Origin of the sequence: Natribacillus halophilus (genome assembly GCF_900100185.1) — a bacterium.
In the GTDB taxonomy this organism is placed as follows: Bacteria; Bacillota; Bacilli; order Bacillales; family Marinococcaceae; genus Natribacillus; species Natribacillus halophilus.
Map to the genome: position 1 here is coordinate 19,712 of NZ_FNEN01000017.1, position 22,118 is coordinate 41,829.

Consider the following 22,118-nt stretch of genomic DNA (forward strand, 5'->3'; position numbering starts at 1 on the left):
AAAAGGAGAGAACCCATCATGTCGAAAAAAACGATCTATTTTATTTGTACAGGGAACTCATGCCGCAGCCAAATGGCCGAAGGATGGGCCAAACATTATTTAGGTAAGGAATGGAATGTGTATAGTTCAGGTGTCGAAGCTCATGGTTTAAACGAAAATGCAATAAAAGCAATGAGCGAGGTCAATATAGATATTTCTAATCAAACATCAGATGTGATTGATACGAACTTATGGAACGACGTTGATATGATTGTGACCCTTTGCGGTGATGCGGCGGATCGTTGTCCGATGACACCGCCGCGTATTCGCCGTGAACATTGGGGTTTTAATGATCCGACGAAAGCTGAAGGATCGGCCGAAGAGAAGTGGCGTGCATTTCAACGGGTACGTGATGAGATTGGTCAACGCATTCAACAATTTGCGAAAACAACATGATAAAAAGCTTAGGTTATTCAACAATACTGGGCAATAGGAGATCTTGGCTTATTAAAGAACTGGAGAGAAAAGTGGAATATTGCCCGGCTTATGTATAAGAATTCTTGTTGAAATAATTCGTTGACAATGTTCACAATTACACGATATTATGTAGTTGTGAATCGGAGGTGAAAAAGTGGAAACAGATATTAAAAACACTTGTACACCCAAACCTCAATTAACCGATCGCCCGTTACTAGAAGGTGAAGAGGCAGAAGGATTGAGCGATACTTTTAAAATACTTGCTAATGCAACCCGACTTCGAATACTTCATGCATTGGTTCGAAACCCAAATACGTCTGTAACAGAGCTGTCGGAACAAGTAGGTATGAAACCCCAAGCAATATCTAATCAGCTTCAACGCTTGGTTGATAAAGGGGTTGTACGTCCATTACGTGAAGGAAACTTCATTCATTATCAAATTGTTGATACCTGTGTAATTATTCTTTTAGATCGCGGATGGTGCTTAACCGAAGACTTACCAAACTAAAGGGTACTTTAAGTTTGTTAAAGTATCTTTGAAAATTAAACAATTACACTATACAATGTAATTGTTTAATTAGCTAATTTCATTTAGGGAGTAGATTCATAATGGAAAAATGTGCACGCCCTAGCTGTAACTGTCTTGCTGGTGATAACAAAACAATAGTTGAGGGAAAAGTATATTGCTGTGAATACTGCGCAAATGGAAATCATTGTACGGACGAAACATGCACTTGTGAGCCTTGCGATGCGAAAAAGCTGGTTGATTTTACGTATTCAAAATATGGGCTTCCCATTCTCAGGAAGCCTTATTTTATGTAACAAAAAGAGATTGGAGACGATAAAATGATTCCAACGATATTAACGGCTATTGCAGTTTATATAGCCACAGGTATTGATTACTTGATTATATTAATTCTTCTATTTTCGCAAATAAAGAAAGGTCAAATGAAACATATTTGGATTGGGCAATATTTAGGCACGGTAATTATCTTATTGGTGAGTCTGTTAGCAGCTTATGGCGTCAATCTCATTCCTCAACAATGGATTGTAGGCTTACTTGGGCTTTTACCAATTTATTTAGGGGCTAGAGTATGGATCAAGGGGGAAGATGATGAAGATGAAGGTAATATCTTATCTATTTTATCTTCCGATCGATTTAAACAACTGTATTTAACGGTCACCTTTATTGTATTGGCTTCTAGTGCAGATGATTTTTCCATTTATATCCCCTATTTCACAACATTAAATGCAATTGAAATACCAGTTGTACTACTTGTTTTCCTTAGCATGGTTGGTGTCTTATGTTATATCAGCTATCGCTTAGCTTCTATGAACTATGTATCGGAGAAAATTGAGAAGTATGAACGTTGGATTGTTCCGATCGTGTTTATAGGGTTAGGTTTATATATTATGTATGCGAATGGCACAATTAACACTTTAATTTCCTTTTTATAAAGTACTAATTCTTTATTGGTTGGAGGATTTCTATGCTATACGATGTCATTTATAGTTGGCGGAGGCCAATCGGGGTTAGCAATGGGTGCAGGAAACACAGGTGTTCAAATTGCTGCAGAACTAAGTAAAACCCATACTGTTTTGCTTGCGAAAAGTAAACCGATTAAATTACCTCAAAGCATTGCAGGAAAAAGTTTTATTTTGGTGGTTTGAGTTTTTAAGGCTGTCTAAAGTAAAGTCTGAATCAAATCTGGGGAAGTTTCTTCAAAAAAGAGATCCAATTATAGGGGATGATTATAAGGTTGTTAAGAAGTATGTAAGGATTTATGGGCGGGTAACATGTAAATGACGGTCAAGTAAACTTTGAGGGTCAATCGTCTCCAAAGAAAGTATCATCAATTATTTGGGCAACGAGTTATCGTAATGATTATTCATGGATTAACATTGATGGAGTGATCAATAAACACGGCAAACCTATGCGGAAGAAGTTCATTCCGAACGAACTTTACATTTCTAAATAGAAAGAGGGATTAAAATGACCGTCAATAAATATAAATTATCCGTTCAAGGCATGACTTGCATGGATTGTGAGGAACATGTAACGAAGGCGCTAAAACAAGCTGGAGCCAAAAATGTGTCAGCTGATTTTCGGGGAGACGAAGCGGTTTTTGAACTAAGCGAAGATCGAATCGATGAGGCTAAACAAAATATTGTACAAACCGGCTATTACCCCGGTGAAGAAGAAATTCAAACCGCTGAAGATTGTGTGGCCTTCAACCGGGTAGACGATTATGATCTTCTGATTATTGGTTCAGGTGGTGCTGCCTTTTCAGCCGCGATCACAGCCAGTGAAAACGGTGCGAAAGTGGCCATGGTAGAACGCAGAACCGTCGGAGGAACCTGTGTCAATATCGGTTGTGTCCCGTCGAAAACCATGCTTCGTGCCGGTAAAATCAACGGATTGGCAAAGAGCAATCCATTTACCGGGTTACAAACAAGCACCGGGGATGCAGACCTTGCCGAATTGACTGCACAAAAAGATAAATTGATCAGTCAAATGCGTCAGGAAAAATATATCGACCTGATCGACGAATATGGGTTTGATCTGATTCGGGGTGAAGCCTCGTTTATCGACGAAAAAACGGTACAAGTGAATGGAGAGCACATCACAGCCAAAAGCTTTTTAATTGCAACAGGGGCAAATCCGGCCGTTCCAGATATTCCGGGATTGAAAGACATCGATTATTTAACGAGCACGACAGCCCTTGAGTTGAAAGGCGTGCCCAAACGTCTTGCCGTAATCGGTTCCGGTTATATCGCCGCGGAATTGGGCCAAATGTTTCACAATCTCGGAACAGAAGTGACCCTTATGCAAAGGAGTGAGCGTTTGTTCAAAACGTATGATCCGGAGGTTTCCGACGCCATCGATGAAGCCTTAACGGAGCAGGGGCTCAACCTGATCACTGGCGTCACTTATCAAAAAGTCGAGCAAAATGGTGATACCAAAAGCGTGACGATTGAAGTGAACGGCGAGCAACAAGTCATCGAAGCCGATCAGGTATTGGTAGCAACAGGCAGAAAGCCAAACACAGAGGGCTTAAAACTGGAAGCAGCCAGTGTGAAAACAGGAAAAAAAGGGGAAGTACTGACCAACGAATTTTTGCAAACGACTAATGATCGCATTTATGCCGCAGGGGATGTGACACTCGGCCCACAATTCGTGTATGTTGCGGCTTACGAAGGGGGTATGGCCGCGGGCAACGCACTGGGTGTGGCCACACGAAAAATCGATCTTCGCTTTGTGCCCGGGGTAACATTTACGAATCCGTCGATTGCGACAGTCGGCCTAACCGAACAACAAGCCAAGGAAAAGGGTTACAATGTGAAAACTTCAGCTCTACCATTGGACGCTGTACCGAGGGCATTGGTCAACCACGAAACAACCGGGTTATATAAACTTGTCGTCGATGCCGGAACTCGGAAATTGATCGGGGCTCATATCGTCAGTGAAAATGCCGAGGATGTCATTTTTGCGGCGACGTTAGCGGTGCAATTCGGATTGACTATTGATGACCTTACGAATAGCTTTGCGCCTTATTTAACCATGGCCGAAGGATTGAAACTCGCAGCCTTGACCATTGATAAGGATGTGTCAAAATTATCTTGTTGTGCAGGTTGAACGCCATCTCATTTGGAAAAATATGGCTTATTCACCTTTCTCGAAAAAGGTGAATAAGAAGCGGCAATGTGAAATATTTGAAAGAATGGGGGTAAAGGAGTTGAGGAAACGGTCGCTATATTTTTCGTCTGTGCTTCAAGGCATCACGCTGATGATATCTACCTATCCACAGAAGTTTCCCATTGAAGAAATAAAAGCACAGATTATTCATGAGTATTGCAGATCACCTAGCGTATAAAATAGATAATTGAACCTAACAACAGTTCAATTAACGAAGCGCGATAAAAGTTTTTCACCACATTTTTAAACTTGATATGCCGCATTTTTATCCCTATAGATTTCATGTCTCCATATTTTCTACACATTTACTTGGTACATTGCCACTATGGAAAAGGAGGAACTATAAAATGAAGAAAAAAATCATGATAGGGTCCGTTTCCCTGGTAACAGCTTTTGCATTAGCTGCATGTGGCAATGGTGATGAAGATCCATTGCCAGATGAAGGGATGGATTCCGGTTCGGATAACAGTATGGAAGATATGGGTGAAGAGATGCCCGATCACGACGATATGGATGGCATGGAAATGGACGATAACATGCACGAAGACATGGATCATTCCAGCTCTGGTGAAGTTCCGAATGATTTAGAGGAAGAAGAAAATCCAACTTTTGAAGTGGGAAGTCAAGCAATGGTGGAAGGCGGTCATATGGAAGAAATGGAAGGTGCTGAGGCTACCATCGTAGGGGCTTATGATACGACTGCCTACATTGTTTCTTACGACCCAACCACCGGCGGAGAAAGAGTAGAAAATCATGAATGGGTGGTTCATGAAGAAATCGAAGAAGCCGAGGAGGAAACATTTGAACCGGGAACAGAAGTCACATTAGAAGCCGATCATATGGACGGCATGGAAGGAGCCACAGCGGAGATTGATGAAGCTGAAGAAACGACGATCTATATGATTGATTACACACCGACGGACGGTGGAGAAGAAGTTGAAAATCATAAATGGGTCACAGAAGATGAACTAACAGATGTTGAATAAAAGAAGTCAATATGGCTACCTTCTAACTGATTAGTAAATGGAGAAATATCAGATGATGTTATAAGCTATATCCTGCAAATGAACAGGATATATAATGTCATTATGTATGGATGAAAAATAGAAAACAATATTGATTAGCCCTTATCCCATCATTCCATGTCCATTGATCCGATAAGGGCATTTTTGTAACTATCGTTTCAATGAGAAAGAAGCAAAAAAAGTTTTCTCAACTTCATAAAAACTACATATTTAATGGATAAACCATTAAGGACACCGCACACTAGCTAGTGAATGCAAATTATGTGTCATAAGAAAGGAGTGCCAAGGTTAATGAATTATCAAGAGTGTATCCAAGCATGTTTAGAATGCATGGAACAGTGCAATCGGTGTTTTGATGATTGCCTCAAAGAAGACGACGTCCAAATGATGGCGGAGTGCATTCGTTTGAACCGAGAATGTGCCGATGTCTGTGCGTTTGCCGTTAAGGCCATGCAAACAAACAGCCGTTTTGCTAAGCAGATCTGTGAATTGTGCGCTGACATCTGTCAGGCTTGTGGCGATGAATGTGCGAAGCATGAGCACGCCCAGCACTGCCAAGATTGCGCGGAAGCTTGTCATCGGTGCGCAAAAATTTGCCGAGAGATGGCGGCTGCATAATTTCTTCGGCCCTGAGGCGGTTCTTATCCGCCTTCAGGGTTTCTTTTTATGAGAAGATAGGACACTCTACATCCGTGTTTTCGTCAAAAAATGATCATATTTTACATGCCCATTCTTCACATCAACTACATATTTACTAGATAAACTTCACATATAGCACTTCTTGGGAGGAGCAAAAGTGGCTGAACGTATACTTATTGTGGATGACGAGCGAAAAATGCGACAGTTGATTGGACTTTATCTGACAAATGCAGGCTATGAACTTGAGGAAGCAAGCTCCGGAATAGAAGCGATACATAAGGCAACCGCTCAACCTTACGATGCCATTATTTTGGATATTATGATGCCGCAGACAGACGGTTGGGATGTATGTGAACGCCTACGTATGGAAGAGTCCAATATAGGTATTCTGATGTTAACAGCGAGAACAGAAGTGGGAGATCGGGTTAAGGGGCTTGATCTTGGGGCGGATGATTATCTTGTAAAACCGTTCGCTCCAGAGGAACTCGTCGCACGTGTAAAAGCATTGCTCCGGCGTAAATCCAGCTCTGTAAACGAGGATCCAGTAGGGATAACAGCTGGGGCATTATTTATTCAACCGGATCGGCTCGAGGTTAAGGTGGCGGGCCAATCCGTTGATTTAACCCCAAAAGAATTTAACATTTTATATTTATTAGCTTCCCGTCCGGAACGCGTGTATACAAGAGAAAATATCATCGAGCAGATTTGGACAATGGATCGTGAATGGCACGATCCTCGCACGATCGACACTCATATCAAAAATATCCGAACCAAATTGAAAAAGGCTGGTCTGACATTTAATCCAATGAAGACCGTGTGGGGAGTGGGATACACTTTTAATACAACGGAAGGAAAATAGCCGATGAATAGGATTTTTTATAAGCTTAGTGGATCAATTATGATTTTGTTTCTCATCGTCCTGCTTCCGTTAGGGTATGTCATGATCCAAATTTTCACCAATTATAATGAAGTCCATTTGTACGAAGAAACGGAGGAAATGGCTTCCCAATATGCCACCCTCCTTGCTGTGGTCGATGATCCTGACATCGAACCTCTTGTCCAATCGATGGATCGGGAGACAGCACGAAAGATGGTCATTATTGATCCAAATGGAAATGTTGTAGAAGATTCCGGGATCCATGGGTTTCATCCCTCTGATCATTCAACATCGCAGGGAGAGGCAGGAAAATTTATAGACCCAAACGATCGTCAAGAATATATTTATGCTGGCGAACGAGTGCAGAATGACGATATTGGAGAGGTCTTTATTTTTTCACCTTCAGATCTCATGGATGAGTCAGCCATTCAAGTACAGCACGCGCTGCTTCTATCAGGGGTTGGAGCCCTTCTTCTTGCCTTTGGTTTTACGTTTATTGCCTCCAGAGAGTTTTCAACGCCTCTACAGGAGATGGAAAGGGCGGCAAACCAAATGGCCATGGGGGATTTAGATGTGGAAGTCCCAGTGAAAACAAAAGATGAGTTGGGGTCGCTCTCCCATTCCATGAATGAGTTGGCGCGTGAACTAAAAAGATATCGGAGCAACAGGCAAGCTTTTTTTTCGGACGTGTCCCATGAATTACGGACGCCACTGTCTTATGTCCAGGGGTATTGTGATGCACTAAAAAGAGAGCTTTATCAGGACGAAACCGAAAGACAACAGTTTGTCGATATTATTCATGAAGAAGCCCACCGCATGAATCGACTGATCCATGATTTATTTGAATTATCCCGAATGGAAGAAGAACGTTTTCCCTTGAACCTTGAGCTCGTTCATATCGAAGACGTTATCAGACGAGCAAAAGCAAAAATAGTTACCGAAGCTAAGAAAAAGAACAATACCATAAAGGTTGATATGGAAGCAAAACTTCCAATGATTGTAGCTGATAGCTTCCGTCTAGAACAGATCTTCACAAATTTGCTTCAAAACGCGGTGAGTTATACGGGAAATGGGCATGTTTGGATCGAGGCATCCATGAAAGGCAGGGACATCGAAGTAAAAATTGCAGATACGGGAAGGGGTATCGCTCCTGAAGATCTCCCCTACATTTTTGAGCGTTTCTATCGGGCTGAAAAGTCCAGAGCACGTGATTTTGGGGGGACAGGTTTAGGGCTTGCCATCGTGAAACAATTAACGGAACTCCAATATGGAAGCATTCAGGTGAAAAGTGTTCCTGGAAAAGGGACTACATTTACGCTACGTTTTCCAGAAGCAAAGGAGGGCGATGAATGACTAGAAGGGATTGGTGGATTGCTTCGTTGTTAATCGCCATCGGCTTGCACTGTTTGGTGATGTCCGGCATTATATCGGCTTCAGCCGATGTTCCTTCTTATCTCCAACTCCTTTTTCAAATCTGTTTCTGGATGGGGATCCCATTATTAGTAGGTGTAATGATCTACATCATCATTTCATTCATAAGCAAACGGAAAGGAAGAAAAACATGAGATCGTTAGTGTTGTATCTTGCAAGTTTATCAGCAGTAGGAGTACTCATGAGTGGGTGTCAAACCGAAGCTCAAGAAGAGGTTGAATTTACACATATACATGGGCTTGGCTTCACAGAAGATGGGGAGCAGGCATATATTCCAGCACATGATGGGTTGCGCGTCTATGAGGACGGAACATGGAAGACTGTGGAGGATGGCGAGGGGGAGCTTCATGACTTTATGGGGTTCACTATGACTTCAGAAGGGTTTTATAGCAGTGGGCATCCAAATATGCAGTCGGATTATAAAAATCCGTTTGGCCTTGTAAAAAGCACGGATGGGGGCGAAACGCTTGAGTTGCTCGCACTCGAAGGGGAGGTTGATTTTCATGTCATGTCGGCCAGTTACAACACAGACGCCATCTATGCTATGAATCCGGAGCCTAATTCAGAAATGGATGAGCTGGGTCTGCATCGAACCCTCGACGAGGGGCAGGAATGGGAACCACGTGATGTGGACGGGGTAAACGGAAGCGTGATTGCGATCGCAGCTCATCCTGATGAGGAAAATAGGGTGGCTCTTAGCACAGAAGAAGGGGTCTTTCAATCTAATGATGCCGGGGATTCCTTTGAGCAGGTACTTAGTGGTGTGCCAGCACCAGCTTTAACCTATGCACACACCGGTGAATTGCTTGTTGCTGAGGGTGTGGAAGAAGAAACAACCCTCAAAGCCATAGGCGCCTCCGGCGAAGTAGTTAGAGAGATCCCTGCTCCATCGATCGAAGAAGACGCCATCAGTTATCTGGCCCAGAACCCACAAGCTGAGAACACCATCATGGTGACAACCATGGAACGGGACATCTTTTATACAGAGAATGGCGGAGAAACATGGGAACAACAAGCTGAGCAAGGCATTAGTTTACATGAATCTTGATCGTTGAAATATAAGACGGTCATCATACATCAATGTTGGAGGAGGAACTCGTTATATGGATGATGTGTCGCTCGGCCTTGCTTTTGCGGCAGGCCTCATATCTTTCTTTTCCCCTTGTATTTTTCCATTGCTTCCGGCTTATTTGGCTCAACTGACCGGCACCGATGTCTCATCGGGAGCCATCAATGCGGATCGGCGGCTGATTTTCACCCGAAGCATCGGATTTATTCTTGGCTTTACGATTATTTTCTTGCTGTTGGGGTTATCCTCAACCCTGCTTGGGTCATGGTTTAATCAGTACAGTAGTGTCGTAATGCAACTAGGCGGTGTAATCATTATTTTATTTGGGCTACAAATGAGTGGGCTTATTTCCATTCGTGCCTTACTGACAGAGAAAAAAGTAGCCAAAACGCCCAAAAAAGCCTCAAGCTTTTCCGGTTCGGTGCTGTTTGGACTGGTATTTGCAGCTGGATGGACGCCTTGTATTGGCATCACCCTCGGTTCCATCCTCACGCTTGCGGGAGCATCTGGAAGCATGCTTACAGGGTCGACCATGCTTTTTGTTTATTCCATGGGACTGGGGGTACCATTCATAGGGGTTTCGCTCCTTTATGCGAAATCTTTCCAGAAGCTTAACTCCATCAATCGTTTTTTACCGGCCATTCAAAAAGGGAGTGGCATCATTATGATTATCCTGGGGATTCTTCTTTTCACCGGTTATTTCGAGACGATCGCGATGTATTTAGGGCAGTATGTCCCGTCCTGGATGATTTAAATGGTTGGGGTTATGAGACATTCTTTCGAAAAGCGATTGGCGTCCAAGAAAGATTGTTCGGGAAAACTGATCATCTATGAAACTAGATTAATGGGGGGCTCATGATGAATCAAAAATGCGAGTGTGGGCGAGTCAACCCTTACGGGACAGAAGTATGTGGATCATGTGGCAAACCACTGGCAGACCCTGATTCGAACCGATTGCTCAACATGCGTTACGAGGGTGCTGCGCGTCGTTCCCAAATATATAGCACATCTATTATCGATAAAATCTGGAATTTCTTTTCATCGGTTAAGGTCGGGATAGGCATTATTATTGTGACGCTTATAGCTTCTTCTCTCGGAACCATTTTTCCGCAAGAGATGTTTATGCCGCCCGGCGAAACGCCGGAAGTGTATTATGAAGAGGAGTACGGAGGATTAGGCCAGGTTTATTATGCTTTTGGGTTGCACAATATGTATGGATCCTGGTGGTATATGTTGTTGATCGCTGCGCTGGGAGTGTCAATCATCGTTGCTAGTATCGATCGGTTTTTTCCGTTGTATAAAGCTTTGAAATCGCAGCGTGTAACCAGACACAAAAGTTTTATGAAACGTCAGCGTATTTTTGGGACCACTCGGGTGGAAGATATCGACCACACGTTTCAGGAAGCTCAAGATCTATTGAAAAAGAAGCGATACAACATTCGGGAAGAAAACGGCCATATACTGGCGGAGAAAAACCGTTGGGCACGGTGGGGGCCTTATGTGAATCACATCGGGTTGATTATATTTTTAATCGGGGCATCGCTTCGGTTTTTCCCAGGCATGTATGTCGATGAAAATATGTGGGTGCGTGAGGGCGAGACCGAAGTGGTCCCTGGCACATCCGGTGATTATTACGTTGAGAATCAGGGATTCACATACGAAGAGTTTGATGAAGATGATGAAATTTTTGCGGATGGCATGGAAGCAAGTGCCGCCATTCAATTCGAAGAAACCTTTCGGACAGATGCCGTATTATATACCCCAGAAGGCCCTTTGGGTGTCGATCAAGAGCTCGAAGAAGTCGATCGGCATCCGATAGAAGTCAATGACGCCTTCCACTTCGATGATTATGCGCTTTACCAAGTGGACTATAAATTGGATGAGTTAAAAGAGCTGAGTTTTGAAGTTGAGGACACAGAAACCGATGAGGTGTTGGGCTCCTTTGCCGTAGATTTAAATGACCCTGATGATACGTATGCCCTTAATAATGGGGAGGAGGTTCGCATTCATAGCTACTTCCCGAATTTCGAAATGAATGATGAAGGCATGCCAACAACGGAAAATGATGTTCCGGACAATCCGGCATTCATTTTTGAAATGGTGAACCCGGATACAGAAGCATTAGACCATACTTTTCTCGGTATTCAGGCGAATTACAATGTGAGCCCTGATCAAGAAGAGAATCGGTACGCGTTTTCGTTAGATGGTTTTGATACCAATGATTTAACAGGTCTTACCGTTCGAAAAGATAACACCATTCCCTATCTTAGTGTTGGAGGGGCCATTTTCCTTATCGGTCTTGTACAAGGATCTTATTGGCCGCATCGTCGCATTTGGTTGCAACGAAACGACGGAGAGGTTTGGCTTGCTGCTCACACGAATAAACACTGGGCACCCCTGAAAAAAGACATCGATGCGATCACGAAAGAGACAAAGATTACAACGCCCCGGGATCAGATTGATGATGAATACGAGAAGGGAGAGGACAAGGACGATAGCTAAGGTTCACTCTTAATGGGAGTATAGGAGGTAAATAAAGATGAGTTTGAGCATGATCCTACTCACGATCGCATTCTTTTTCTATTTAGTTGCGACGGTTTTATACGCGGTGTCTGTGACAGGGCGAAAATGGAGGAATAAAGAAGGCCGGGTAACGGGAAATAACTGGGGTCTTTTCGGGTATATAACAGCCATTGGTGGCCTCGTTTTTGCCTTAGGGTATTTCGTGACCAGATGGATCACGGTCGGGTTTGCCCCGGTTAGTAATATGTTCGAGTATCTTACATTTTTTGGTATTACGTTAAGCCTCGCTTTTGTGATCATCTATGGCATATATAGAAGTAACGTCCTTGGTGTCATTACATTGCCTGTTGTGATGCTCATGATTGGGTATGCCACAGTATTTGTAACTGATTATCAACCACTACAACCGGCTTTACAAACCTATTGGCTTGAGATTCACGTGTTAACAACAGGGTTGGCTCAGGGAATTCTTGCCGTTAGTTTTGGGGCCGGGGTCATTTACCTTCTACGGACAATCGATTTAAAAGGAAAAAAAATGACCAAAAGGACGTTTGGCGTCGAGTTTATTATGTACACCTTTATGACTCTTTTCGCCTTCATCGTTTTGACCAACGCGTTTAACGCATTCGGTTATGAAGCTCAATTTGCTTATGTCAATGAATTTGAAGAACCAGCCGAAATCATTTATGATCTTCCCCCGATATTTGGCCCGAACGAGGGAGAGTTGCTCTCTTCAGATCGTATGGAGCCTTGGTTCGAAATGCCCGATTGGATTGATAGTGATTCCTTGAACACAACAGCATGGGCTTTTGGTTCTGGTCTCGTTTTATTTGGGGCGGTTCGTTTAATCACGAGGAGACGTATAGGGACTCTTTTACAACCATTCGTGAAAAGGGTCAATCCGGACTTAATGGATGAAATAAGCTATCGTGCCATAGCGATTGGGTTCCCACTTTTTGCATTAGGAGGGCTTGTTTTTGCCATGATCTGGGCTCAAATTGCTTGGACAAGGTTTTGGGGGTGGGACCCGAAAGAAGTGTGGGCACTAATTACTTTCCTCTTCTATGCCGCTTACCTGCACTTACGGTTGAACCGCAGTTGGCAAGGGGAACCTTCTGCTTGGTTGGCTGTGGTCGGTTTCGCGATTATCATGATTAATTTAATATTCGTCAACCTTGTTATTGCAGGTCTTCACTCTTATGCTTAGAATCAAAAGCATCTTTGACAAGGTGCTGAGAGGACACACACGTCTGGGAAATGCCGAAAAGCGCCATCAATGGCAATCTATCAATAGTGAGGTGGACTATGGATAAAGAGGAAAGGGCTAAACGTAAACGACGGCGTCTATGGATGCGTACGGCTGTGTTAATGACGCTGGCTGTCGTTGTTTCTTACGTGTTTTACACCAATTTTGTTCACACGGAGGAGGCGGTTTCTGAAGGAGATCAAGCCCCTAATTTCACGCTGATGAATATGGATGGTGAAAGGGTAGAACTTGCCGATTATGAAGGGCAAGGCGTATTTCTTAACTTTTGGGGCACCTATTGCCCACCATGTGAAGAAGAAATGCCTTATATGGAAGATCAACATCAGGCGTATTTGGATGATGATGTTGAAATTCTTGCCGTAAATGTGGGGGAATCCGAGTTGACCATTGATCGATTTGTTGATCGTCTTCAGTTAACTTTCCCTATCCTCATGGATGAAAATAGCGATGTGATGGATTATTATGGTGTCGGGCAACTCCCGGCGACCTATATGATTGATGAAAACGGGGAGGTTGTTCACATTCGCGTAGGTGGCATGAGTGAAGAACACGTCCAAGATTTTATGGAAATGGTCGACCCTACATCCACGTAACAACCCAGTAGAAGTAAAAAACCTAATCATGACACCGTATTTCAAATGAAAAGTACAATCCTGTTACAAGGCAGACAAATGGGAAATAAGAAACGTGGATAGTTACACAGCTACTTCGGTTATTGAATGGAAATAAACGTTAAAGATAGCACTCTACGATACAACCCAATGATGGTATGAATAATGATGATCAATTAAAAATGATATGCCAGCTGGCTTGGCGATGAAAAAAAAGTGCTGTTCTTCCTAGAAAACAACAGGTCGATGGAGGAATATAAATGGTTCGAAAAATAAGCAGCATAGGGGCTCTTCTGATTGCAACGTTGGTGATGGGAGGTATCATTTATAATTCTGCTTCTTCTCCTCCAATGGGGGTCAACCAGGGAGAAGAAGCCCCAGATATTGAATTGCCGCAAGCCGGAGGAGAAAGTATGAGTTTAAACGATGTACGTGGCACGTTTGTCATTATGAATTTTTGGGCTTCTTGGTGTGAACCTTGCATTCGAGAATTTCCCTTGCTTGATCAAGTCCATCAGGAATTTAGTGACGAAGAGGTTAATGTGCTAGCAGTCAATATGTCATCGTTTGAACGTACGATGGATGAAGCGATGGAATTTTTAGATGATCGACCAGTTGCCATGCCTATCCTCTTCGACACGGATGGGGTGATGGCTGATGAGTATCAAGTTGCTGGCCTCCCGACCACGTATTTGATTAATGACGAAGGCATTATCGTTGATATCATTATGGGGGAAGTGACCGAAGAAATGCTCATAGAGAGAATCGAACCTTTCTTATGACCAACCACCATAAAGATTTCGCTGAGTCGTCCATCTTGTATAGGAATGGTGAGGAACCATATCCTTACAAACGGTTTTTAAAGCTGACAAGTCTGTGACATGCCTATTTAGAGCCAAATTCGAAATGTTATATTATAGATATGGAAACACCATTAATAACTATTTTAATTTAAGGAGTAGATTTTTTGAATAAATTAGTAATGATTCTTGGTAGCTCAGTCATGCTACTTGCTGCTTGTGGCGGAGAAGAAGCAGCGGATGAAGGAGATGAAACGGAAGAAGATCAAGCATTTACATTGGAAGAACTTGGAGAGTATGATGGGCAAGATGGAAACGATGCTTATGTAGCGGTTGATGGCGTCGTTTACGACGTTACAGATATTGATGAATGGGAAGGTGGAGAACACGCCCCCGCTGATGGATTAGAGGCTGGTGAGGACCACACAGAAGAAATTGAAGAAGCTCCACATGGGACTGATCCATTGGAAGATTTACCAACTGTTGGTACACTTGAAGAATAATAAGAATGAGTTGCGAAGTTTAACCCTTTGGATAAGATGATTCCAAAGGGTATTTTTTAGGGAAGGAATGTTCCGCAATTACGCCCTTTATATTATGAGTTCAACCAGAAATGACTGGTTAAACTCATAATACGAACGAAGTGAGAATGACTGTTCAAGAATAGAGCGCGCGCGACAAGTTCCGCTATAAACGCTTTGAAGCGTGAACATGCGGGGAATTAACGTAAATTCCAACTTTACAACGGAGGATGGGAATGACGGAACCATGTTTCCCGAAACCATCCCGTCAACAGATCCTGCATGCGTTAAGACTGACAGGTCTTAGGGTGTGAAGCACAGGTGATTCGGCAGAACGAAGGCTGGAGCCACTTTCAATGAGAAGGTATGCCGACGGATATGCCGCGCGGCTGAAAAACTGGATATGGTGAGAATGTTCTTACTGAAAAGAACTGACAAACTTCCGAATGTAAGGGTCTAGAGATTGATCATAGGGAAACTTATGAGTCATCCAACGATGACGTGAGTGGCGTGGAGTAAAAATGCGCTCTCTGAGACACGCTATACCAAACGACGGAGGTATCCAGCTCACAGGCTTAAAGGAAGCACCTATGTCCAGTATCGATAGCTACGTTGTAAGGGACTTGGAAAGCAAGGAACGTTGGAACAAGAGCTGTCACTCGAAACGTTTGCTATAAGACATATGTTGAAAAGCATTTATCTTTGTGAGGGTAGGGGTATGACCGAAGAATCTCCTGTAATGGGAGTGGAGGAACAGCCCCAAGTCTAGCGAATGGAACGATGGTTTTCCAAGCGTGCATCGCACCGATCGGGTAGGAATGTGTGATTTTACACAGTGCGAGCTTTCAGGCAAGAGTTTTCTGTTTGGGCAATAGTTTTTCTCTTGTGTGAAGGTAACGAGGAACTTATCATCTAGTATATGTCGTTAGATGGAGCGTGGAGTGCGGGGAAATCCTGCATGCTCCATGTGGAGCAGGGGAAAAGCCGGAGATAACATCAAACGCTTACCTATTGCTAACTCTAGGTCTTTCCCCTAATGAAGAGCCGTCCCAATCAGAACTTGCCGAAATCGTCGAAATCGCGGAAGAAAAAGATATCGGCTACGTCGTTTTTGAAAATAACGTGAGCAGTTCCGTCACCGAAGTGATTCAGGAGGAAATCGGCGCAGAAAGCATGGTGCTTCGAAACTTGGAATCCATTTCAGAAGAAGACACGGAGAATAATGAAGACTATTTCAGCATAATGAGGAAAAATATTGAAACACTGGAAACCGCTTTGAATGAATAGTGGAAAATGGCTGCATGGGAGCCGATCTGCAAAGGACGCTATGGATCTTCAATCACCTCGACAAATGTCTCTCTCGTGTTGTTGTCCGGAGTTGTACAAGCTTTGAACACTCGCTTATGTTTATCACCCCTTTGCGATTCAATATTGCCTAAATCTCCGTTCTGATGCTATTAGAGGAACAAAGACAGTTGATCAAAAAAAGCTGTTGGTATGAACAAATCATATCAACAGATTATCCTTATAAGCGTTATTGCATGGTTTTGAACCCGATAAAGTGATCTTGCCAATAATCACTGGTGATGTCCGCTTGAACAACCCCTTCACTCCCTGCGTGAATCATTTGGTTATCCCCGATATAGATGCCACTATGTGAAGCTCCTGTCGTATCATACGTACCTTCAAAAAACACGACATCCCCAATGCTCATCGAGGTTACGTGTTCCCCGTCGTTTTCCCACATCTCTGCATGAGTTCGAGAAACATCGATGCCATTTTGATCAAACACGTAGTTGATAAAGCCACTGCTATCAAATCCATCAGGTGTTGTTCCGCCCCAAACATAAGGCGTTCCTAAGACACTCTCAGCTGTTGCCGCAATTTCTGAGGCGGATGAATCTTGGTTTTCTAAATTTTCATTTGACAGTTCACCATTCCTTGAAGTGTCCGGTGCTTCATCCGTTGCTGTGTCGGGTTCTTCGTCCAGTGTTTCGTCCGATGCTAATGCCTGATATGTATTTGAGCCTGCTACGCCATCTCTATCAAGGCCTTGATCACTTTGATACGCTTTGACAGCATTTTCTGTCTCAGGACCAAATATCCCATCGACTTGAACATTGTACCCTCGATCACCTAAGTCAGACTGTAATTGTTCCACGTCACTACCTTGGTCATGTTTCAGGAGATAGGGTTGGGAATTATCCATGTCCTCCTCGGTATAATCTTGTGCGTTAGGATCATCCTCGTCTGGGGCATATGCGGAGACGTTTTCACTCCACATCGGCGTAAACATAACGGCTGTTACAAGCGATGAAGATAAAAATAGCATTCTAGTTTTTCCATTTGACATGTAAACTTCCTCCCTAATTTTGAATTCTTACATCAAAATAACAAGAAAGTTTGTAGAAAATATGGAGTTTCTATTACTGTATAATTACAATTTATTTAATTTAACTGACTGGCTGGAAGTTTCTCTAATATCGGAAATAAAGGATCTATATTATTTAATATACAATACCCCCCTAATGCATTTAATTGCTATTCATATGTTGTTACTTTTCCCATAAAATAGTGATAAAAGACAAGAAGGATGGATGAAATGGTTACGGGGTATATGTATTTTATTAGTTTCTTTTCTATTAGCCTGGGTTTCATTTATTTTATTTATTTTTTTACCAGATACAAAGGTAATCACATGGTCAATATGACGATGACCATGGCTTTGGCTATGGCATTTGGCTTGTCATTAGGGTTTTTCTTTGGAATCGTTTTTCATGGACATTTGTTATATTCGACCTTGGGCAGCATAACCTTTGCTGGGATTACCGGATTTATTCTCGGTATACGCTTACATGTATTAGCAAGTATTGAAGGACTTTTTTCAGATCTCATGGCAGGGAGGATGGGAGCAATGATCGTAGAAATGCTCACGATTTCAGAGGGGGCAGTCCTCCTATTGATCAGTTTGTTATTGTTAATTGGTACCACGATGTTTTGTATGCGCCATGTCCTTCAGGAAACATTGCCAATCATCGTTCAAAAATATGATTATTTGCTTCTAGTTGTAACGTGTTTGATAATGCTACTCACATTCTGGACCTACCCCTTTTCGAATATGGAAATGCAGCAACCCCCGCAACACGAGGAAGATCATCATATAATGATCAATTAGGAGATGTTCTCGAAAAAAGAAGAGGCGCGTTATCCAGGAGTATAACGATTTTTCCTCCTTAGTTTTTCTTCTCCATAGTTTCTCCACATTTTTGGGGTATAGTTGAGTATAAAAAGAAGGAGGGATTAACGCATGAATACAAAAAAACGTATACTCATTCCATCACTTGCTATTGTTTCTATTGCTGTTGTTTTGGTTGCAGGATCGATCGGTGTGACATCTGCATCTGGCGATCATAGTAACGATGGCATGATGAATGGGATGATGGACGACGAGAGTATGATAAACGGTGGCGGTATGATGAATGGTATGTGAACGAAGAGGACATGAATCAAATGATGGAAGCGATGAATTCTCCAGAAGGACAAGCGATGATGGATGCTTGTCATAATTTCATGGGTTCTAATGAAGAAGAAACAACAGAATAAGAAAACATGAAAGGAAGACCTAATTGTGGTCTTCCTTTCTTAGATAATTAAGCTGTGTGGTTATCGTACCGATTAGGTTATCTGTTATTTTGTAGATCAAATAAGTTCATGCAAAGCTCAAAGGCCCTGACCAGAAGAAAAAAGACGCAACTCTTAAATTAAGGATAGCGCCCTCTCGTACTTGAAATAACGAATAATCTTGCTTCCGATGAATTAATGACCTAATATTTCTGCTTGTAGGGTATCGAAATTAACCCCTCTATGGCTGCAGCAATCCATTAATTTCCCGTTAATGGTCACTGATGGAACCGATTGCACCCCGTACTCTTTAGCTTTATCTTCGCATTCGTTCGTATCACACTGCTTATTTAAGTCATATACAACAACGTCATGCTCAGAACTGTATTGCGTAAGGTCTTTTACTTGTTTGACAGTCCTTTCACAGATCGAGCAACCGGCCGTAAATACTTCAACTAACTTTTTAGCCATCTTTAATCTCTCCTTTAGATAGGTTTGTAATGATTGGACATTGGTCTTTCGGAACACCTGAGCCTGGGCACTTTGCTGCTAACTCTTCTAATAATGATTTCATGTGAATAAGCTTGTTTATTTTCGAGTCAATTTCTTGGATTTTATGATTTGCAAATTGGTACATATCTTCTGAACGAAAGTTTTCGTTATGAGAAGCTAATAGCAGCTTTTTAATTTCTTCAAGCGTAAATCCAATATCTTGGGCACGCTTTATAAATTGAATGTCCTGTATCACCTCTTTCGAAAACATCCTGTAGCCAGATTCTGACCGAGGAGGCACGGAAATAAGCCCCCGTTTTTCGTAGTACCTCACTGTTTCAATATTAACGTTTGAGCCTTTTGCTATTTGACTTATTGTTAGGCCGTCCATAGCCTTTCCCTCCTCGGTTATTAAGATAAAGTCTGTACCATGATACAGAGTCAAGGGTTTTTTGGTGTCCTTCATGAAGACTCGCATGCGTTATTCGGGTTAATGTATCATCATTGGCTAAAGCATAAGAAAGCATAAAAGAAAATGGGCGAATGAGGGATACGTGTCCTTAAATTTAATCTGTAAGAACGATAACAAAATAAAAGCATAGATAGAGAAACCCCTCACTGTTATAGCAAGGGGTTTCTAAATGTTTGGTGGTATATTCTACCTGGTGAAGTAATGCCAGACGTGATTACTTCATTTTGAGCGTCTGGGCATTGATCGCTACAATAACGGTGCTGAGGGACATAAGGACCGCACCTACGGCGGGGTCAAGCACAAATCCCCATGCAGCGAGCACACCTGCCGCGAGTGGAATCGCGACAATGTTGTAGCCAGCCGCCCACCAAAGGTTTTGAATCATCTTTCGGTAAGTGAGCCTAGACAAATCGACAATGGATACGACATCGAGTGGATCGCTGTTGACGAGCACAACATCGGCCGTCTCCATGGCAACGTCTGTGCCTGCGCCAACGGCAACGCCGAGATCAGCATTAGCGAGCGCGGGCGCATCATTAATGCCATCCCCGGTCATGCCGACACGTTTCCCGTCTTTCTTCAATTCCTTCACTTTTTCTGCCTTTTCATGCGGAAGTACTTCGGCAATGACTTGATCAATGCCAATCTGTTTGGCCACTTCGTGCGCCACTTTTTCGTTGTCTCCGGTGAGCATGACGGTTTCGATGCCCATTTCGTGCAAACGATCAACGGCTTCTTTGGCGGATTCTTTCACGACATCAGCGAGGGCAATCGCTCCAAGTAAGGTTTGCTCTTGCAGGACAAAAACAACGGTTTTGCCTGTTTCCGCGAGTTCGGAAAAGCGTTCTTCATCGTAGGGGATGCCTTCCCTTTGTAGGTACCCCGGACTCACGACCGAAATGGTTTTGCCGTCAACGTTTCCGGTAATGCCCGACCCGGTCATCGAATCAAAGGCTTCCGGTTGGGGGATATCGATGTTCTCTTCTTTTCCTTTCGCGACAACGCCGGCAGCAATCGGGTGCTCTGATTGCGACTCCAATGAGGCTGCAAGCCTCAGCAACTCCTCCTCGGTTATATTGTTTTCGGCCGGGATGATGTCCGTTACGCCGAATTCCCCGTGCGTTAACGTTCCGGTCTTGTCAAAAATCATTGTGTCGACTCGTCGGGCGCTTTCAAATCCGATGCGGTTACGAATGAATAACCCTTTTTGAGCCGAAATGCCCGTGGAACGGGCGGCTACTAACGGAATCGCGAGACCGAGGGCGTGCGGACAAGAAATAACAAGCACGGTGACCATCCGAGTGACCGCGAAGTTTGTATCGACACCAAGGGCCATCCAAGTGCTGAAGGTAACGATGCCGGCAACCACAGCGACGTAGAACAGAAGACTGGCGGCGCGGTCCGAAAGCATTTGGGTTTTTGATTTGCTTTCCTGTGCTTCTTTGACCAGTTGCACCACTTGTGATAAATAGCCTTCATCGCTTGTTTTGGAGACTTCGATCGTCAAAGATCCAGAGGTGTTGATCGCCCCGCCAATGACTTCGTCCCCTTTGCTTTTTTCAACAGGCTCCGATTCCCCGGTAAGCATCGATTCATTGATCGATGATTTTCCATGTGAAATATGACCGTCCGCCGGTATTTTCTCGCCGGGCTTAATCAGAAGGCGGTCGCCCTTTTTAAGTTCAGAAACAGCGACGGTTGTGACTTGATCGTTCTCATCGAGCTTATTGGCTTCTTGAGGCATGAGTTCTACAAGGGATTCAAGCGAATCGGACGCTTTCATCACGGATTTCATCTCAATCCAGTGTCCAAGAAGCATGATGGCAATCAGTGTGGCCAGCTCCCAGAAGAAGTCCATCCCTTCAAGGCCAAAGACCGTAGCAGCACTGTAGACATAAGCCACGGCGATGGCAAAGCCGATGAGGGTCATCATCCCCGGGGCTTTATCTTTGATCTCACTCACAAGCCCTGTTAAAAATGGCCAACCCCCGTAGAAGAAAACAATGGATGCCAGGATGAGTTCAACCGCCGTATCGCCAGGGAAAGCAACCGTATAGTTAAAGAACATCTGGATCATATCGGACAATATGATAATAGGTATAGCCAGTATAATCGTGACGAAAAAGCGTTTTTTAAAGTCGGCCATCATATCTCCATGATCGCCATGTCCGTGGTGACCATGCCCGGAGTGCCCCCCATGGCCGCCGTGATCGTCATGATCGTCATGGTCATGGTGTTCATGGTGATTGTGATGATCATGGCCATGATGCTCGTGATGGTCATGATGATTATGGCCGTGATGATCTTCTTCATCTTCTTTGTGGTGAGCATGATGGTCATGCTCGCGATGATCTTTTTTGGACATTTTATCTCCTCCTCACAAATATAACATACCCCGTATGGGTATAATTAAAACACGCTTATGATACCCTGTCAATATAGGGTTCGTTATTATCATGCCTTTTATGACTTGTATATCGGAACTTACATTACAATGCATGAAAAAATACATCCAAGAAGGTGTCCGAACGTATATCTATGTTTGGATGAAGAAAAAAAATTATACTTTACATACCGTATAGGGGTATGGTATATTCTTTTCAGAAGCTATTATGAT

General features: G+C 43.2%; 24 protein-coding genes and 1 pseudogene. 21 read left to right on the forward strand and 4 right to left on the reverse strand.

What is annotated here, in order from left to right; all coding sequences use genetic code 11:
• The first annotated feature begins 18 nt into the window (after positions 1–18).
• From arsC to BLS58_RS14335, 19 genes and pseudogenes are all read left to right on the forward strand, one after another.
• Complete coding sequence (arsC, locus tag BLS58_RS14245) at positions 19–435, forward strand: arsenate reductase (thioredoxin) (RefSeq protein ID WP_090399468.1); 417 nt, start codon at positions 19–21, stop codon at positions 433–435.
• Between the two features lie 175 nt (positions 436–610).
• Positions 611–964: an ArsR/SmtB family transcription factor gene (locus BLS58_RS14250; RefSeq protein WP_090399469.1), complete on the forward strand. Its 354-nt coding sequence runs from the start codon at positions 611–613 to the stop codon at positions 962–964.
• A gap of 338 nt (positions 965–1,302) precedes the next feature.
• On the forward strand, positions 1,303–1,914 hold the full coding sequence (locus BLS58_RS14260) for a CadD family cadmium resistance transporter (protein ID WP_090399471.1): 612 nt from the start codon (positions 1,303–1,305) through the stop codon (positions 1,912–1,914).
• Positions 1,915–1,956: 42 nt separating this feature from the next.
• On the forward strand, positions 1,957–2,127 hold the full coding sequence (locus BLS58_RS17860) for a hypothetical protein (protein WP_218126238.1): 171 nt from the start codon (positions 1,957–1,959) through the stop codon (positions 2,125–2,127).
• 322 nt (positions 2,128–2,449) lie between these two features.
• Positions 2,450–4,093, forward strand: coding sequence for a mercury(II) reductase (gene merA, locus BLS58_RS14265; RefSeq protein WP_090399472.1), 1,644 nt, complete (start codon positions 2,450–2,452; stop codon positions 4,091–4,093).
• A gap of 64 nt (positions 4,094–4,157) precedes the next feature.
• Positions 4,158–4,331, forward strand: a pseudogene (locus tag BLS58_RS18075) (TetR/AcrR family transcriptional regulator); the annotation flags it as partial.
• A gap of 169 nt (positions 4,332–4,500) precedes the next feature.
• Entirely contained in the window at positions 4,501–5,139 is a 639-nt protein-coding gene (locus tag BLS58_RS14275; protein WP_090399473.1) for a YdhK family protein, read from the forward strand.
• A 330-nt stretch (positions 5,140–5,469) separates the two neighbouring features.
• Positions 5,470–5,796 (forward strand): four-helix bundle copper-binding protein, encoded by a 327-nt coding sequence (locus tag BLS58_RS18080; RefSeq protein WP_090399474.1) that lies wholly within the window; start codon positions 5,470–5,472, stop codon positions 5,794–5,796.
• A 178-nt stretch (positions 5,797–5,974) separates the two neighbouring features.
• On the forward strand, positions 5,975–6,676 hold the full coding sequence (locus tag BLS58_RS14285; protein WP_176764771.1) for a response regulator transcription factor: 702 nt from the start codon (positions 5,975–5,977) through the stop codon (positions 6,674–6,676).
• Between the two features lie 3 nt (positions 6,677–6,679).
• Positions 6,680–8,047: a sensor histidine kinase gene (locus BLS58_RS14290; protein WP_090399476.1), complete on the forward strand. Its 1,368-nt coding sequence runs from the start codon at positions 6,680–6,682 to the stop codon at positions 8,045–8,047.
• Complete coding sequence (locus BLS58_RS14295) at positions 8,044–8,259, forward strand: hypothetical protein (protein WP_090399477.1); 216 nt, start codon at positions 8,044–8,046, stop codon at positions 8,257–8,259. The genes BLS58_RS14290 and BLS58_RS14295 overlap by 4 nt, the downstream gene beginning before the upstream one ends.
• Entirely contained in the window at positions 8,256–9,173 is a 918-nt protein-coding gene (locus BLS58_RS14300) for a F510_1955 family glycosylhydrolase (RefSeq protein ID WP_143018926.1), read from the forward strand. The genes BLS58_RS14295 and BLS58_RS14300 overlap by 4 nt, the downstream gene beginning before the upstream one ends.
• Before the next feature lie 55 nt (positions 9,174–9,228).
• The gene (locus tag BLS58_RS14305) at positions 9,229–9,948 is read left to right on the forward strand and encodes a cytochrome c biogenesis CcdA family protein (RefSeq protein WP_090399479.1); all 720 of its coding nucleotides are present in this window, start codon (positions 9,229–9,231) and stop codon (positions 9,946–9,948) included.
• Positions 9,949–10,052: 104 nt separating this feature from the next.
• Positions 10,053–11,696 (forward strand): cytochrome c biogenesis protein ResB, encoded by a 1,644-nt coding sequence (gene resB, locus BLS58_RS14310; RefSeq protein ID WP_342705776.1) that lies wholly within the window; start codon positions 10,053–10,055, stop codon positions 11,694–11,696.
• A gap of 37 nt (positions 11,697–11,733) precedes the next feature.
• Positions 11,734–12,924, forward strand: a complete 1,191-nt coding sequence (gene ccsB / locus BLS58_RS14315; RefSeq protein WP_090399481.1) for a c-type cytochrome biogenesis protein CcsB — start codon at positions 11,734–11,736, stop codon at positions 12,922–12,924.
• Positions 12,925–13,022: 98 nt separating this feature from the next.
• Positions 13,023–13,577 (forward strand): thiol-disulfide oxidoreductase ResA, encoded by a 555-nt coding sequence (gene resA / locus BLS58_RS14320; protein WP_090399482.1) that lies wholly within the window; start codon positions 13,023–13,025, stop codon positions 13,575–13,577.
• Between the two features lie 278 nt (positions 13,578–13,855).
• Positions 13,856–14,377 (forward strand): TlpA family protein disulfide reductase, encoded by a 522-nt coding sequence (locus BLS58_RS14325; RefSeq protein WP_090399483.1) that lies wholly within the window; start codon positions 13,856–13,858, stop codon positions 14,375–14,377.
• 185 nt (positions 14,378–14,562) lie between these two features.
• Positions 14,563–14,898, forward strand: coding sequence for a cytochrome b5 domain-containing protein (locus BLS58_RS14330; RefSeq protein ID WP_245723189.1), 336 nt, complete (start codon positions 14,563–14,565; stop codon positions 14,896–14,898).
• Positions 14,899–15,852: 954 nt separating this feature from the next.
• A complete protein-coding gene (locus BLS58_RS14335; RefSeq protein ID WP_090399484.1) occupies positions 15,853–16,203 on the forward strand; it encodes a metal ABC transporter solute-binding protein, Zn/Mn family in 351 nt (116 codons plus the stop codon).
• Positions 16,204–16,450: 247 nt separating this feature from the next.
• Here BLS58_RS14335 and BLS58_RS14340 read toward each other — a convergent pair whose 3' ends face one another.
• Positions 16,451–17,269 (reverse strand): C40 family peptidase, encoded by an 819-nt coding sequence (locus tag BLS58_RS14340; protein WP_090399485.1) that lies wholly within the window; start codon positions 17,267–17,269, stop codon positions 16,451–16,453.
• Between the two features lie 249 nt (positions 17,270–17,518).
• Between BLS58_RS14340 and BLS58_RS14345 the strand changes: the two genes are divergently transcribed.
• Positions 17,519–18,091, forward strand: a complete 573-nt coding sequence (locus BLS58_RS14345) for a hypothetical protein (RefSeq protein WP_090399486.1) — start codon at positions 17,519–17,521, stop codon at positions 18,089–18,091.
• Positions 18,092–18,223: 132 nt separating this feature from the next.
• Positions 18,224–18,406: a hypothetical protein gene (locus tag BLS58_RS14350; RefSeq protein ID WP_090399487.1), complete on the forward strand. Its 183-nt coding sequence runs from the start codon at positions 18,224–18,226 to the stop codon at positions 18,404–18,406.
• A gap of 326 nt (positions 18,407–18,732) precedes the next feature.
• On the opposite strand, the gene BLS58_RS14355 is transcribed toward BLS58_RS14350, so the two are convergent.
• The 3 genes from BLS58_RS14355 to BLS58_RS14365 all read right to left on the reverse strand — a co-directional run bounded on the left by BLS58_RS14355 (position 18,733) and on the right by BLS58_RS14365 (position 21,866).
• A complete protein-coding gene (locus tag BLS58_RS14355) occupies positions 18,733–19,008 on the reverse strand; it encodes a thioredoxin family protein (RefSeq protein ID WP_090399488.1) in 276 nt (91 codons plus the stop codon).
• Positions 19,001–19,420 (reverse strand): MerR family transcriptional regulator, encoded by a 420-nt coding sequence (locus BLS58_RS14360; RefSeq protein WP_090399489.1) that lies wholly within the window; start codon positions 19,418–19,420, stop codon positions 19,001–19,003. Before BLS58_RS14360 ends, BLS58_RS14355 begins: the two co-directional genes overlap by 8 nt.
• 295 nt (positions 19,421–19,715) lie before the next feature.
• Positions 19,716–21,866 carry a copper-translocating P-type ATPase gene (locus BLS58_RS14365; RefSeq protein ID WP_090399490.1) on the reverse strand — a complete coding sequence of 717 codons (2,151 nt, stop codon included), beginning with the start codon at positions 21,864–21,866 and terminating at the stop codon, positions 19,716–19,718.
• Between the last annotated feature and the right edge of the window lie 252 nt (positions 21,867–22,118).